This is a genomic window from Planococcus antarcticus DSM 14505 (assembly GCF_001687565.2).
GTDB lineage: Bacteria > Bacillota > Bacilli > Bacillales_A > Planococcaceae > Planococcus > Planococcus antarcticus.
In genome coordinates this window covers 3,599,376-3,613,666 of sequence record NZ_CP016534.2, presented here as the reverse complement: position 1 = coordinate 3,613,666, position 14,291 = coordinate 3,599,376, and the positions used below count along the sequence as shown (strand labels likewise).

The 14,291-nt window shown below is 43.4% G+C and carries 20 protein-coding genes; 15 read left to right on the top strand and 5 right to left on the bottom strand.

The features are described from left to right. Positions 1-87 precede the first annotated feature (87 nt). The 6 genes from BBH88_RS17765 to BBH88_RS17745 all read left to right on the top strand — a co-directional run bounded on the left by BBH88_RS17765 (position 88) and on the right by BBH88_RS17745 (position 2,983). On the top strand, positions 88-555 hold the full coding sequence (locus BBH88_RS17765) for a DUF4181 domain-containing protein (RefSeq protein WP_006830338.1): 468 nt from the start codon (positions 88-90) through the stop codon (positions 553-555). Positions 556-594: 39 nt separating this feature from the next. Beyond that, entirely contained in the window at positions 595-759 is a 165-nt protein-coding gene (locus BBH88_RS19460; RefSeq protein ID WP_006830339.1) for a hypothetical protein, read from the top strand. Next, a complete protein-coding gene (locus tag BBH88_RS17760) occupies positions 756-1,160 on the top strand; it encodes a GNAT family N-acetyltransferase (RefSeq protein ID WP_006830340.1) in 405 nt (134 codons plus the stop codon). The genes BBH88_RS19460 and BBH88_RS17760 overlap by 4 nt, the downstream gene beginning before the upstream one ends. A gap of 58 nt (positions 1,161-1,218) precedes the next feature. Continuing rightward, entirely contained in the window at positions 1,219-1,758 is a 540-nt protein-coding gene (locus BBH88_RS17755) for a GNAT family N-acetyltransferase (protein WP_065536383.1), read from the top strand. Positions 1,759-2,031: 273 nt separating this feature from the next. Then, complete coding sequence (locus BBH88_RS17750) at positions 2,032-2,589, top strand: GNAT family N-acetyltransferase (RefSeq protein ID WP_006830342.1); 558 nt, start codon at positions 2,032-2,034, stop codon at positions 2,587-2,589. Positions 2,590-2,668: 79 nt separating this feature from the next. Further along, entirely contained in the window at positions 2,669-2,983 is a 315-nt protein-coding gene (locus BBH88_RS17745; RefSeq protein WP_269147312.1) for a DUF4181 domain-containing protein, read from the top strand. A 221-nt stretch (positions 2,984-3,204) separates the two neighbouring features. Here BBH88_RS17745 and BBH88_RS17740 read toward each other — a convergent pair whose 3' ends face one another. Further along, positions 3,205-3,975: a nucleotidyltransferase domain-containing protein gene (locus BBH88_RS17740; RefSeq protein WP_006830344.1), complete on the bottom strand. Its 771-nt coding sequence runs from the start codon at positions 3,973-3,975 to the stop codon at positions 3,205-3,207. 106 nt (positions 3,976-4,081) lie between these two features. Here BBH88_RS17740 and BBH88_RS17735 point away from each other — a divergent pair, with 106 nt between their 5' ends. The 7 genes from BBH88_RS17735 (at position 4,082) to BBH88_RS17705 (ending at position 11,351) form a co-directional block, all read left to right on the top strand. Then, positions 4,082-4,768 (top strand): Type 1 glutamine amidotransferase-like domain-containing protein, encoded by a 687-nt coding sequence (locus tag BBH88_RS17735; protein ID WP_006830345.1) that lies wholly within the window; start codon positions 4,082-4,084, stop codon positions 4,766-4,768. A 19-nt stretch (positions 4,769-4,787) separates the two neighbouring features. Then, entirely contained in the window at positions 4,788-5,261 is a 474-nt protein-coding gene (locus tag BBH88_RS19760) for an alpha/beta hydrolase (protein ID WP_006830346.1), read from the top strand. Positions 5,262-5,553: 292 nt separating this feature from the next. Beyond that, on the top strand, positions 5,554-6,039 hold the full coding sequence (locus BBH88_RS17725) for a GNAT family N-acetyltransferase (RefSeq protein WP_006830348.1): 486 nt from the start codon (positions 5,554-5,556) through the stop codon (positions 6,037-6,039). Continuing rightward, the gene (locus BBH88_RS17720; protein WP_040852486.1) at positions 6,036-6,386 is read left to right on the top strand and encodes a DUF6176 family protein; all 351 of its coding nucleotides are present in this window, start codon (positions 6,036-6,038) and stop codon (positions 6,384-6,386) included. Before BBH88_RS17725 ends, BBH88_RS17720 begins: the two co-directional genes overlap by 4 nt. A gap of 50 nt (positions 6,387-6,436) precedes the next feature. Continuing rightward, positions 6,437-6,973, top strand: a complete 537-nt coding sequence (locus tag BBH88_RS17715) for a GNAT family N-acetyltransferase (RefSeq protein WP_065536384.1) — start codon at positions 6,437-6,439, stop codon at positions 6,971-6,973. Between the two features lie 491 nt (positions 6,974-7,464). Then, on the top strand, positions 7,465-8,301 hold the full coding sequence (panB, locus tag BBH88_RS17710; RefSeq protein WP_006830351.1) for a 3-methyl-2-oxobutanoate hydroxymethyltransferase: 837 nt from the start codon (positions 7,465-7,467) through the stop codon (positions 8,299-8,301). A 575-nt stretch (positions 8,302-8,876) separates the two neighbouring features. Then, a complete protein-coding gene (locus BBH88_RS17705; protein ID WP_065536385.1) occupies positions 8,877-11,351 on the top strand; it encodes a heavy metal translocating P-type ATPase in 2,475 nt (824 codons plus the stop codon). 190 nt (positions 11,352-11,541) lie between these two features. On the opposite strand, the gene BBH88_RS17700 is transcribed toward BBH88_RS17705, so the two are convergent. Then, positions 11,542-11,913, bottom strand: a complete 372-nt coding sequence (locus BBH88_RS17700) for an ArsR/SmtB family transcription factor (RefSeq protein ID WP_065536386.1) — start codon at positions 11,911-11,913, stop codon at positions 11,542-11,544. Between the two features lie 168 nt (positions 11,914-12,081). On the opposite strand from BBH88_RS17700, the gene BBH88_RS17695 reads away from it, so the two are divergent. Beyond that, positions 12,082-12,759 carry a DsbA family protein gene (locus tag BBH88_RS17695; protein WP_006830354.1) on the top strand — a complete coding sequence of 226 codons (678 nt, stop codon included), beginning with the start codon at positions 12,082-12,084 and terminating at the stop codon, positions 12,757-12,759. Continuing rightward, complete coding sequence (locus BBH88_RS17690; RefSeq protein ID WP_006830355.1) at positions 12,759-13,199, top strand: disulfide oxidoreductase; 441 nt, start codon at positions 12,759-12,761, stop codon at positions 13,197-13,199. Before BBH88_RS17695 ends, BBH88_RS17690 begins: the two co-directional genes overlap by 1 nt. A 140-nt stretch (positions 13,200-13,339) precedes the next feature. Here BBH88_RS17690 and BBH88_RS19755 read toward each other — a convergent pair whose 3' ends face one another. From BBH88_RS19755 to BBH88_RS19745, 3 genes are read right to left on the bottom strand one after another with little or no spacing between them, the layout of a single operon-like run. Next, positions 13,340-13,618 carry an alpha/beta fold hydrolase gene (locus BBH88_RS19755; RefSeq protein ID WP_006830356.1) on the bottom strand — a complete coding sequence of 93 codons (279 nt, stop codon included), beginning with the start codon at positions 13,616-13,618 and terminating at the stop codon, positions 13,340-13,342. Positions 13,619-13,666: 48 nt separating this feature from the next. Continuing rightward, the gene (locus BBH88_RS19750) at positions 13,667-13,843 is read right to left on the bottom strand and encodes a hypothetical protein (RefSeq protein ID WP_238323369.1); all 177 of its coding nucleotides are present in this window, start codon (positions 13,841-13,843) and stop codon (positions 13,667-13,669) included. Beyond that, complete coding sequence (locus tag BBH88_RS19745; RefSeq protein ID WP_006830357.1) at positions 13,824-14,195, bottom strand: alpha/beta fold hydrolase; 372 nt, start codon at positions 14,193-14,195, stop codon at positions 13,824-13,826. Before BBH88_RS19745 ends, BBH88_RS19750 begins: the two co-directional genes overlap by 20 nt. Between the last annotated feature and the right edge of the window lie 96 nt (positions 14,196-14,291).

Here is a 14,291-nt window from a genome sequence, read left to right as displayed (position 1 = left end):
ACAGCAAAAAATATCTATAATTTTCCAAATGCACATGATAGGATAAAAGCAGTAACTGAATCATTCAATCTCAAGGGGGATTTATGGATGGAATTCGATGCGATTGTGGTGGGGGAAACTCTTACAGCAATGGTTGGAGAAGGTGTTTCTGAGAGTGAGGTTGCGCTGCGCTTTATCCTCTTTGTATGTGGAAGTATAGTGAGTATTTACTTAGTGGACATGGTTCTAAAGAAAATTCTTAAAGTAGAAAAAAAGAAATCCTCTTCAACTCGTTATATAAATGATCTTCACCGGAAATGGGACAGAATGATAAGTGTGGGCTCAGGTGTACTGGTGTTGATCACGTTACTTATAGCTTTTGAATACAGTTCAGTCTTCAGTAGTTATCTGTTTATGTTAGGTGTAATTCCCGTGATTTTACAACTATTGGTACAAGTAGGATTTGAAAAGAAGTACGCAGAAAATCCCAATGAATACTTGTACACCTTACTGGGAGCAGTGACAATGAGTGTGAGTATCATCACATTGCTGTTTATTTTTTCACCAAGTTTCTAAGCTTACACGTAAACTACCTAAAATGAAGGAGACGAGAATATGGAAGACATTATCGCAGCACTTGCAATACTAGTTCCCATTTTCATTGCCGCTATAGCATTGAGATGGGTTCGGATTATTCGTCTTAACTCAGAAAAGCAAATAGAGCAAAATCAAGAAATAATTGCTTTGCTGAAAGAAAGCGGAAAGAGAGGCAGCCAGTGAGCAGACAAGAAAACGTTTTAATCCGGCAGTACCGGAAAGCAGACTTTCCAGCCATCCATGAATTAAACATGCAAGAACAATGGGGTAATCTTGTGGCGAAAGAACTTGATACAAAACAGGCATGGATCAATTCAACAGTAGCCATTGTAGCTGAAGTCGACGGGAAGGTGGTTGGCTGTTTGCGGGGGCTGACAGACGGATTTGTTTCCCTGTATATTTGCGAATTACTGGTAAGCAAAAATCACCGAAAAGCAGGCATCGGGAAAAAAATAATGCAATTTGTCCATAGCCAATACCCGAAAACTCGCATGGAATTGCTGGCCAGCAGCACTTCCCGGAGCTTCTATGAAGCACAGAGCTATCGGCCTTTTTATGGATTCCGTAAAACTATGGGGGAATAATCGTTTGGAAGTTGGCTGTTTCACGTGGAACGTTCTAACCCGAAGGAGTGATGTCCGAATGAGAAGTGAACAGGTGCATATCCGCTTTTTAGGTCCTGAAGATGCGGCGGAAAAGCTCAAGCTGGAAACGGACAACCGAGAATTTTTTGAAGGGTATTCGATGACCCGTTATTCGGATTTCTATACGCTTCCGTTGCAGCAGGAGCTGATTGAAATCTACGCAGAGCAGCAAGAAAACGATCAGGCCTATAGTTTTGGAGTCTTTGAGAATGCAACAAATTTATTAGTCGGGGCAATCAGTCTGGTCCAGGTAACAAGAGGACCACTGCAAAGCGCAGTTGTGGGATATGCCTTAGACAAAAGATACAACAATAAGGGATATACAACAGAGTCGGTAAAGCTGATCGTGGATTACGCTTTTCAAAAGTTGGCGTTACATCGCATCGAAGCGGGTGTCATGCCGGGAAATGATGCATCTATCCGGGTTCTAGAAAAGGCAGGCTTTCACAAAGAAGGAATTGCTATAAAAAATGTCCAAATCAACGGCGAATGGCGAGATCATCAAGTGCTGGCCATCATAAATCCGCGTGATCCCTAGAAGTAGCTGAGCTTTTAAATAGGGTGGATGAACTGGGAATTGGCTATTGGGTAGCCAAAGAGTTTTGAGGTCAAGATTGGGCCAAAGAAGCTGTAGTGACTTTGCGTGATTATGGCTTGCATGAACTGGAGAGAAACCGGCTTATTTCGTTGGTTCAGCAGGATAATAGGGCTTGTCAAAAAGTGGCACAGCATATCGGTAGGGCAGTAGAAAAAGAAGTTGTCCTGTCCGAAAAAAATGGTTGTGTGTACGTTATTGAAAAGGAGGAAAACGATGGAATTTACAATACTGGAAACAGAGCGGCTGCGCTTAGAGAACGTTGAAGAAGAGGACGCGGCCTCACTTTTTGACATCATGTCGCGCGAAAAGGTTACCGTCTATTACGGGATGGAGCCTTTAGTACACGAGGAAGAGGCGGTGGAAGTCATCCGATCGTTTCATGCAAGTTTACATGCGAAGCGAGGGATGCGTTGGGCGATTCGCCTCAAAGAGACCGATGATTTTATTGGAACAATCGGTCTGAACAATCTAAACTTGAAAGCAAAAAAAGCGGAAATCGGTTATGAACTGCATCCGGATTACTGGCGTCGGCAATTGATGCAGGAAGCAATCCACGGTGTTTTAAAGCACGCTTTTGGAAAACTCGATCTGTATCGGATCGGTGCTGTAACGTTTCCGGAAAACATTTCATCGAACCGGCTTTTGGAAAAGCTTGGTTTTTCACTGGAAGGGCGATTGCGCGGTTATTTGCATCAACAGAATCAATCCCATGACGCTTTTATTTTCTCCTTGTTGAGAACAGAGTGGGTGGCTGAAGACAGGTCTGGATGACTGCTGAAAAGGAGGTAGAAAAAGCTTGATAGTCGAGGCACTCATACTTTGCTTGTTTTTTATTAGTGCAAGTTTTTTTGTGGGGCGGTATGTGAGAAAGTGTTGGAAAATTACGACGCGTAAGCAATGGCTGTATTGGCCATTAAATCGGACGCATGCGTTAATCGAAGCATTTTTAATGATGGTTTTTCTTTTCGGGGCAGTGTCCTTGGGCAGTCAATTGATGGGAACTATCAATTGGGTGTATTACCTCTTTTTCTTTTTCTGTATCCGTTCAATTAGTCGTGCTTTCATGGAATGGAAATACGCTAAAAATGACAATATGTGGATCAGTCAGTTAACAGAAGCAGCAATTGCCGCAGTTCTGCTACTGAGTTTTTTTGTTTTGCCGTAATGGAAGATTGGCGACCACCGGTTAGGGGTGTTATAGGTGTTTAGTCCGCGGATCCATTTTCTTCTAATGATGGTAGCACGAACGGACCGGCTCGAGGTTCAATGCACTCGTATAGGCGAATAGCATCTTTGCATCACCTAAAGGAGAAATGGCCATGAAGAGGGAGGGAACCAGTACAACGAACAAGCAAAAAGCGCCAGATGATAGCACTTTTCGCTTGTTTAATTTCCTTGTATTTCAATCATTTTTTTCATCAACGGCATAATTTGATCACGGTCGGATACGCGTTCATCAATCCAACCGGCTTCTTTGGCCAGCAGACGTCGAATTTGTGAAGCGGCTTGCGCATGATTCTCTGGAGTCATCAGGCTGGAGATGTTCTCGATTTCTGAGAAGACAAGCTCCGGAAGAGAGTGGCTTATTGCTTTTAAGCCTAATTGGGCCCGTTCTGGTGCATACCGGTACAACAAAACCCGCGCTAAATGCTCCAAAACTTGCGACAGCATCTTCACTGCCCAAACGCCATTTCCTCTGGCGCCTGCTTTGCGGTACTGAAATAAAAACCAGGCAACATCAATGACATGATCTTTATACTCTTCTTTGCTCAGCTCCAGACTTTGCGATTCTGCAAATTGGTCGAGCAGGTTTTCAGGATCATAGACAACCTTGAAGAAATCCTTTGCGATAAATGATTCCACAGTCACCGTAAAAAGATCAATATGCAATAAATCATCAAAAACCGCTATAAGTTGAGGGGCGATGATGAAGATATCGTCCTGAAACAGCACCGGTCGATAAGCTTGGAGGTGAGTGAGACGCTCCTTTAGGAAATGCTCTTCCTGCTCTTTTTCGACTAGGCAATACAGGTCGATATCCGAATGCTCGTCGTGTTCATCTCTACCCATAGAGCCTTTCAGGAAAATAGCTCGTACATAAGGGCTTTGGATTAAACTGGCTGTTATTTTTTCTACCGCAATTTCCTGCAAAAGCATGACGAATCCCCCTAAAGACTGAATTTTTTTATTATATCATAGAAGGATAAACTTTCCAATTTGAAGAATAAAGAGGAAGGAAATTTTTAAGGAGAAGGTGATAAGTATGCGCCAAATTATTGCCATGGGCGGGGGCGGTTTCTTGATGGAACCTGATAATCCGTTATTGGACCAGTACATACTGCAGCAGGCAAACAAACCCTTGCCGAAAATTTGTTTTATTCCCACAGCGAGCGGGGATGCCGACAGCTATATCGAGAAGTTCTATGATTTCTTCAACCAGCAGAAATGTGTTCCGAGTCATCTGTCTTTATTCAAACCGCCGACACGGGATCTGGAACGGTTCGTCTTGGAACAGGACATCATCTACGTAGGCGGCGGCAATACCAAAAACCTGCTGGTGTTATGGAAAGAATGGGGATTGGGTGAAATTTTAAGAAAAGCATGGGAGCAGGGGATTGTGCTGGCAGGACTCAGTGCAGGCTCTATCTGCTGGTACGAAGAAGGTGTCACCGATTCATACGGCGATAAACTCGAACCGCTCGAGGCGCTTGGGTTTCTAAGGGGCAGCCATTGCCCTCATTACGACGGAGAAGCCGAAAGAAGACCGACATACCGTCAGTTTATTGACCAGGGCATTCTGCAGACAGGTATAGCGGCAGACGACGGAGCGGCTGTTCACTATATCGGACAAGACATCAAACGAATTGTCAGTTCAAGACCGGCAGCTAAAGCTTACCGAGTCAGCAGGGGTGAGGAAGAAGAAATGGCGGTCGAGTATTTGGGCGAATGAACCATAAAGGAGAATAGAGATGCTGGATATCTTTTCGATAGCAATAAAAGCTTTTCAACACGACCGACAAATTCGGGTCTATTTGCCTAAAAGTTACTTATCCAGCAATAAAAAATATCCGGTGCTGTATATGCATGATGGACAAAACGTTTTTCGGAATGATGATGCCATAGGTAAAGTGTCTTTGGAGCTTGAAAAATATTTAGATGAAGAGTTCCTGGATGTAATTGTTGTAGCGATTGACCAAAACAGCAGTGAGCGAAAAAATGAGTATTGCCCGTGGGAGAACGGTGCATATAGCAAGCAGTTTTTAGAGAAAGTAACTCCTTCTTTTGGAGGCAAGGGTAAGCAATATGCTGAATTTATCGTTGAAGAGCTAAAGCCTTATATTGATGAAAAATACAGAACGATGCAGAGTCAGACAGCCATGGCCGGAATATCGATGGGTGGTTTGATTACTTTATATATGGCCTGCTGCTACCCTAAGATTTGATTGTTTTTTCGGGAGCATTTTATGCAAATCAGGAAAAAATGGAGGATTTGTTAGAGAAGGTAGATTTATCTGCAATCCGTAGCCTGTACATGGATTGCGGCACAAGTGAAGCAGGGGTTGGAAACTTCATAAGCAAGGAGTTCCTAGCATCGAGTCAAGCAGTTCATCAAGTCATTAAAAAAAAATTGCCGGCAGTAAATTTCAAAGTGCTGGAAGGAGAGGAACACAATTACCGTTCTTTCCAAAACAGAGTTCCGCAGCTTTTTTCTTTTTTAGATCATGAGGTGCTTCTATGAAAATCACATTGGAAATGGCAGTGGCCTCAGATGCTGCTGCCATCTTAGCTATGCAAAAATCCGCGTTTCTGCCGCTTTTGAAGAAATACCAGGACAGCGCCACCAATCCGGCAAACGAAACACTGGAACGCGTGCTTGGCAGAATTAGTGGCCCCGGCTCGTTCTACTATAAAATTATGGCGCAGGAAAAAATGGTCGGGGCGATACGCATCAAGTCGGATAGAGACTGCCAGTTTTGGGTCAGCCCTTTATTCGTCGATCCTCTGTTCCAGGGGCTTGGAATAGCCGGAAGAGCGATGAAACTGACGGAACTTCTGCATGCAGAAGCCGCCACATGGGAGCTTGCAACCATTCTTGAGGAAGAAGGGAATTGCCGGTTTTATGAAAAATTGGGCTACCGGACGACAGGTGTTAGTGAACAGTTGAATGACAGAGCCACTTTGGGGTATTTCAAAAAAATAGCAACGGGTGTAGATAAATGAAGTTGACCTCAGAGCCATCGAGATTCAAAGTCAAAAAAGGGAAGGCGGAAGTTGTTGAACAATGGATGAATTTTTTGAATGAGCATATGGACAAGGTCCTGCTGACACTCAACGATGAAAAAATGTTCGTCGAAACGATTTTCAAAGAAGAGATCAATGGTGCAGTGTATTTATACTGGTATTCGGTGCAGGGAGAAGGCGGAGCGGAACTGGAGAACTCCGAACACGAAGTTGATAAGAAGCATATGGAATTTTGGAACGAATGCATCGACTTGAGCTATCAGCCAGTGGACATAGAGCCAAAAGTGGTCATGATTCAGGAAAAAGTAAAGGACGCAATGAAATGAAAAGAGATTAAAGCCACCGAAAAATTAAACAAGATGGAAGGGAGATTTAAATGCTTGAGACAGATCGGTTCTTTTTGAGGGAATTCGAAAAAACAGACTGGAAAGCGGTCCATGCCTATGCCTCTCGGGAAATTGTCTCCAAGTATCAATCGTGGGAACCGAATACACCACAAGAAACACAGCAATACATAGATGATGTGCTCCAACAACAGCTCCGCCAGCCGCGAACGAATTTTACTTTTGCGGTAGTCTGGAAAGAAACAGGAAAAGTTATTGGAGCGGGAGAGCTTTCAGCAATAGACAGAACCAACCAATCTGGTGCAATTGGCTATATTCTTCATCCGAATTATTGGAGGCAAGGAATTGCTGCAGAAGTGGCTCTACTGCTGCTGGAGTTCGGCTTTGAAGAAAACCGGCTTCATAGAATTTGGGCAAGCTGTGATCCTCAAAATCTCGGATCACAAAAAATCCTTGAAAAAGTCGGAATGATAAAAGAAGGTCTGCTTCGGAAAAACTTGCGAATGAAAGATGGATGGCGCGATTCTCTTCTTTACAGCATTCTTGGAGATGAATGGCAGAAGCGATAAAGCCATCTTTTTAAAGAATGCTAGAGTTCAATAAACTATCGAGCAAGTTAACTACATTCTATTCTAGAGTTCGCTGCCATGTTGCTTTATAGCTTTTCGTCAACCCGGGCAAAAAACAGGAAACCACTAGTTCATAAGCTAATTTCTTAGCGCTGGCACGTCCACGAGCTCGACAAAGCAGGGAGACAGACATTCTTTGCCTGGCTTCATACAAGAGCTATGAAGCAATTTCTTTAGTCCTTGACTGCTGAAAGCACACTCTCCTCGATACATAAACGATGCCCCACTATACCTGCTTCTGCTATAGTGTCAATAAGGGCGGTATCATTGTTGAACTGCACCCGTATAAAGACACTCAACAATCAAATAGTTCTGCCTTGATCTTAAATCGACAGGGACGGAGAAAACCACTAATAAACTTGTTGCCCGTCTGTCCAGATTTGGAACCGACGGGCTTTATTTCGGTTTTCCTCCCAAAAGGAGAGAAAAAAATGAAAAATACAGCATCACTCATCAAAATGAAAACACAAGATGAAAAAATCGCTATGCTGACTGCCTACGATTATCCGTCAGCAAAACTTGCCGAGCAAGCTGGAGTCGATGTGATTCTGGTAGGCGATTCTCTTGGAATGGTCGTCCTTGGATACGATTCTACGGTGAAAGTGACCGTCGATGACATGATCCACCACGGCAAAGCAGCGCGGCGCGGCGCCCCCGATACCTTTTTGGTGGTAGACATGCCTTTTGCATCGTTTCATGGAAGTGCAGAACGCACACTCGACAACGCGGTCCGCATTTTTCAAGAAACGGGAGCGGAAGCAGTAAAGCTGGAAGGCGCAGATGAGGTTGTGGACGTGGTGAAATTGTTGACACGCACCGGCATCCCGGTTGTCGCTCACTTGGGGCTGCTTCCACAAACGGCAGGTGTTCTCGGCGGCTACAAAGTGCAAGGGAAAACAGCGGGTGCCGCACAGAAGCTCATCGAAGATGCGCGGGCATGTGAAGCGGCAGGGGCCTGCATGCTGGTCCTTGAATGCATTCCATATCAATTGGCGCAGAAAGTCACCGCGGCGCTGACGATTCCGGTGATTGGCATTGGCGCTGGCAGTGAGACAGACGGACAGGTACTGGTTTATCACGATACCTTGAAGTACGGATCGCACCATTTGCCAAAGTTTGTACAATCTTATGCAGAAACGGGAGACATCATGAAAAATGGGTTGATCCAGTATGTCACGGAAGTGAAGACAGGTGCTTTCCCAGCGGAAGAACACCGATTTACCATGAAAGAAGAAGAACTTCAGCAGCTGTATGGAGGAAAAGAATAGATCGAAGAGAAAACCCGGCATCTCGGTAAAGATGCCGGGTTTTCTCTTCGTCCAATTGACGACTTTCATATTAGTTTATGTTGCTGGCACGTACATAGCCAAAGTGGCGATATTCCGTAATTCATCTCGAAAAATGATCTTTTCCGCTAATCGGGCCTAAAAAGCGTTCGTAAAGGTGTGTGCAAATCGGTGAACGTTCGTAAAGAGTTTTGACACGTTTACGAACGCTCTTTTTACCGTTTTTTTCACTATTTTTAGAGCGTTCGTAAACGTGTACTTTTACGAACGGTTATTCAATGAAGAAATGTTCTACTTTGTATCATTTTCACCAAAGTATAGGGTGTTGACAAATATTCCATCGTAACTTAATCTATACTTATATATTCAAACGAGTATAAGAATGTTATTTGAAGAGTAAAAAAGAAAGACCGTTGTTCTAAAAATAGAAGTAGAACAAAGCTATTTTTGAAGGAGAAGTTTCTATGCATTCTGGCGGCTGAAAAGTGAAGGTCTTATCATTTCGTATGAGTACCAAGTTTCTCTTTCCATGAGAAACAGCAGATAGGAGAGATGAAATGAAAGTTTCAGAAAAACAAGCCGAGACAAGCTGTTATACAGACACTTCTTGTGCAAGTTCAAAACAAACGGTGAAAGTTCTGGAGAAAACCACTTCATGTTGTGAAACTGATAAAGACAAATCCAGTGACCCGACAACTCATTTTAAAGAACAAAAGCCGGCTGGACCATCAATCGAGGCATTCACTTATCAGATCCAGGGAATGGATTGTCCCTCTTGTGCGGCAACTATTGAGAAGAGCCTCCATACTGTAAAAGGGATTGAAACGGTGAAGGTTAATTACAGTGCCGGAAAAATGACGGTTGGGGTAAGCGATTCTGCAATTGCCGATCAAATTCCAAGACAAGTGAAAAAACTGGGTTTTGAGACGAATGCAGTTGAAACGAAAAAAAATGGGCAGATATATCGAATAGATGGGATGGACTGCGGAGCTTGTGCGGTAACCATTGAAAAGCATCTTTCAAAGAACCCCGCAGTTCAGAATGTGAAGGTGAATTTTTCTACCGGAAAAATGCAGATCCTCCATACTGCCAAAGACAAAGAAATCATTCAAGAAGTAGAAAGAGCCGGTTTCCAGGCTTCTCTGGTGACAAAGGAAAGAAAAATCGAAGAAAAGAACAAGAACAGAGTAACCACCGCAATGTTATCAGGTTTGCTTTTAGCGGTTGGTTTCTTTGGTTCTTTAGCTGGCCTTTCTGAAAATCTAGTTACCGTACTATATGCTTTGACCATTATCATTGGGGGTTACAAGCCCGCCAGAAGCGCTTTTTATGCCGTGAAAAGCAAATCTCTGGACATGAATGTCTTGATGGTTTCCGCAGCGATCGGAGCTGCCTTGATTGGTGAATGGTTCGAAGGCGCAACCGTTGTTTGGTTATTCGCCTTAGGAAATGCGCTGCAAAATCGTTCGATTGAACGGACAAGAGAATCTATCCGGAGTTTAATCAATCTAGCCCCTTCTGAAGCGCTAGTAAAAGTAGGAAATCAGCTGATTTCCAAACCGGTAGAAGAAGTGGCGGTTGGGGATACCATCGTAATCAAGCCGGGTAAAAAATTTCCGCTGGATGGAGAGGTCATCTCAGGCGCTTCAAGTGTCAACCAAGCGCCCATCACAGGGGAATCGATGCCGGTCGATAAAGAAAAAGACGATCCGGTATATGCCGGAACGATCAATGAAAGTGGTTCTTTGGAAGTTCGGGTAACAAAACTGGTGGAAGATACGACCATTGCAAAAATCATTCACCTTGTGGAGGAAGCGCAAGAACAGAAAGCGCCGACTCAAGCCTTTGTGGACCGTTTTGCACGCGTTTATACACCGATTGTTTTTGTACTTGCGCTGCTGGTCATGGTATTGCCGCCTCTAACCGGTTTCGGGACGTGGGAAGAGTGGCTTTATAAAGGACTCGCTTTGTTGGTGGTAGCTTGTCCTTGTGCGCTCGTCATTTCGACGCCGGTGGCCATTGTATCGGCCATCGGAAATGCAGCTAAAAATGGCGTTTTGATCAAGGGAGGAACGTTCCTTGAGAAAGCAGGAGCGATAAACGCAATTGCCTTTGATAAGACCGGAACGTTAACAGAAGGGAAACCGAAAGTTTCGGAAATAGTCGCCGTAAAAGGAACCGAGAATGAACTGATCAGCATTGCACGGACCATTGAAGAACACTCGATTCATCCGATTGCCAAAGCAATTATTTCGTATGCTGATGAACAACAGATTTCCGTGAAAACCGGAGATTCGTTCAAAGTAATCCCCGGTAAAGGGGCACAGGCGACCATTGATGGGGTTGAATATTTTGCTGGCAATCCAAAGTTGTACCAGGAAATGAACGTCTCTCTGTCATCTGTAGCGGATCGTATTCAGACCTTGCAAAATGAAGGACATACGTTAATTGTCGTGGGAACCCGGACAGCAATTTTTGGGGTAATCGGGGTAGCGGATACGATTCGGTCTATTACAGTTACAGCCATTCAGAAGCTTAAGAGTGTTGGCATGGAAGAGATGGTCATGCTGACAGGGGATAACAATGGAACAGCGAAAAAAATTGCGGTCCAAACCGGTGTGGATCGGTATTTTGCTGAACTGCTGCCTGAAGATAAAGTGACGGCAGTTAAAAAACTGCAGCAAGAAGGAAGAAAAGTAGCAATGGTTGGAGACGGAATCAATGATGCTCCGGCACTGGCGACGGCAGACCTTGGAATAGCCATGGGTGGTGCAGGAACAGATACGGCAATGGAGACGGCCGATATTGTCTTAATGGCCGATAACTTGGAGAAGCTTCCCCACACCATTAAATTAAGCAGAAAAGCATTAACAATCATCAAACAGAACGTCTGGTTTTCTCTCCTGACGAAAGTTGTTGCTTTGCTTTTAATTTTCCCAGGGCTTTTAACCTTATGGATGGCTGTTTTGGCCGATACGGGTGCTGCCCTGTTGGTCATACTCAATAGCATGAGATTACTTAGACAAAAGTAATTGCAGATTCTCTTTTACTGAAGCATCGTATTTAACTAATCGGTAAAGGAAATCAAGAGTGACAGAAAAGAAGTACAGTTTGGCGGCTATTGGAAATGTACCTGTAATAAATAAACAATAAAAAGCCTTTTCGATTTAAGAAAAGGCTTTTTGCTGTTTGTAGGAGCTTCCACAAAATAAGAATCCTTTTTTACCGGACCTCAACGTTAGGTTCTGCTGCTAATTGCACCAACTTACGGATATGATTATCTGGCAAGGAGTAAAACACCAGTTTTCCTCGTTTTTCATACTTTGCTAGTCCCATATTCCGTAAATACCGCAGATGATGAGAAGCAGTAGCTGTCGTGGTGTTTAAAATATTGGCAACATCACACACACAGAGTTCTTCTTCCAACGTTAAAGCATAGGCAACCTTTAGACGGGTGGCATCGGACAGTGCTTTAAAAATCAATTCTACTCCATTCATATTTTCAAGTTTAGGCTGTACTCTCTCTACCACTTCTTCGTCGTAACAAAATGTCTGGCACGTATCCATTTTCTTGGTCGATTCAACTTCGATCATATTCTCACCTCTTTCACGAATTTGTTGATTAAGCTTAGTGTAGGGAGAATTCAAAAAGTTGTCAATTCTTATATTCAAATGAATGTGTTAATGTTTAAACTGGTTGTTAAAATAAAGGGGTCATGAATTTACTTTTAAAATAAAACCAATACAAGAAAGAGGGTTCTTATGAATAATAAAAACAACAAATCAGGGATGAAGTTTGTGGTTCTTCTGACCACTTTAGTCGTAGTGATTTTGGCCGCCATCGTGATTTTGACGAATCAACAGGAAACACCGGCAGTGGAAACAGCACAAATCGACGTCAGTGGACAGCCGACTCTAGGTGAAGAAGAAGCCCCGGTAACGGTCGTTGAATTCGGGGACTTCAAATGCCCGTCTTGTAAGGCGTTGGGAGAAACGGTTTATCCGCAATTAGTGGAAGATTACGTCGATACAGGAGATGTGAAGTTTTCCTATATTAACGTCCTCTTCCATGGAGATGAATCCACGTTGGCTTCGTTAGCGGCAGAGTCCGTTTATCAGCAAAGTCCGGAAGCGTATTGGGATTTCCATAAAGCCTTATTTGCCGCACAGCCCGAACAAAACCATGATGCAGCTTGGGTCACTCCGGAAAAAGTTCTTGAAGTGGCAGCTGAATTTCCAAGCATTGATCAGGGGAAACTGGAATCCGATATGGAACAGCAAACGACAATGGAAGAGGTTGAAATCGACGAAGCCCTGGTGGAAGAAGCCGGAGTGGCGCAAACGCCTACTATCGTGGTCAACGGTAAGCAATTAGAAGATCCATTCGATTATGAAGCCATAAAAGCCCTAATTGATCAAGAATTAACAGGTGAAGAATGATGGAAAACGCAAAAACTAAATTTGATACGAGAGGGATCTTGTTATATGGTGCCTGGTTCGTATCGTTGATTGCAACACTGGGCAGTCTGTATTTCAGTGAAATCAACGGATTCATTCCATGTGACCTTTGTTGGTATCAACGGATTGCCATGTATCCGCTGGCCCTGATTTTAGGGATTGCGACATTTCGGAACGATGTAAAGGTATTTATCTACGTCTTGCCTTTGTCGCTCTTAGGCGGGACCATCTCACTTCTTCACTACTTGGAACAGAAAGTGCCTGGATTCGGTGGGATTAAACCCTGTGTCACTGGTGTTCCTTGCAGTTTGGAATATATCAACTGGATGGGATTTGTGACAATCCCCTTCTTAGCACTTATTGCTTTTGCTTTGATATCGATTCTGATGCTGGTATTGACAGTGAAAAACAAGAGAAATTGATTATATTTCCAGATTACATATGACCGATTATCAGAAGTAAGTTCATGAGAGATTGAAAAAAAGAGGAACATTCGGTGCTACACCCACAAAGTCAGTTTTAACTCTAAATTTGTGGGTGTAGCACCAATCTTGATCTTGGATTAACTTTTTTCATTTAGCCACTTTATGATAATAGCAGCGGTTTGTTCAGGTTCATCCCATTGAACCATATGGGATGAACCTTCTATGGCATTTACTGAAACATCCTCAACATGGCTTCGCAGCTGACCAATCCCTTTCGCCCTTGCCGCATCCAGACTCTTGGGAAGTTCAGCATAAAGCAAGAGTGTCGGCACCTTGATGAACGGATAGACTTCTGGAAAAGGCTCTTTGAAAAAAGCTTTGATAATGGCTAGGACCGTAAACTTTGATGCCACCATTTCAAAGTTTCCATCCTGTCTCTTTTTAAAAAGGGAAGTAGCATACTTCTACTTGCGGGAATCCCATCGGTTTGTATACGTTTGATATTCATGGGAAATTTCTTCTTCATCTGCAAATACCGACTGCTTCATGTAATCATTCCAACCCGTATAGGCATATTCAAACGTCATCTCTGGCTGATTTTGCGGGAAAGTAAAACCTCCATCAAGCAGAACCAGTCCCAATACTTTCTCCGGATAAAGGCGCGTAAAATGTAGTGCTGCATCTGCCCCCCCAAGAATGCCCCATTATATAAAAAGGGCCGGAAACGATTTTTTCAATCACTTGATGAATCCATGTTGCCATATTCGAAAAAAGATAATCATCTTCTTCTAAAAAGGGGGAAGTCTTCCCGTGGCCTGGACTATCCAAAACAATTAAGTGAAACTTATCTTCAAGGATAAAAACCAGCTCTTCGAAACTATACAACCCATTTCCTGCAAGACCATGTAAGCAAATAACGCTCGGATTTTTTGCATCACCATATTCGTAGTAATTCACTAAGCCATTTTCTGTTGTTATTTTGTGGTTCTTCATTCTTATCTCTCCTCCAACTGGTGCTTGATGATCCTAATCAGGATCGTCAATTAATTTTTGCTCAAGAGAACTGTGACACAGTAATCGATACGAGGA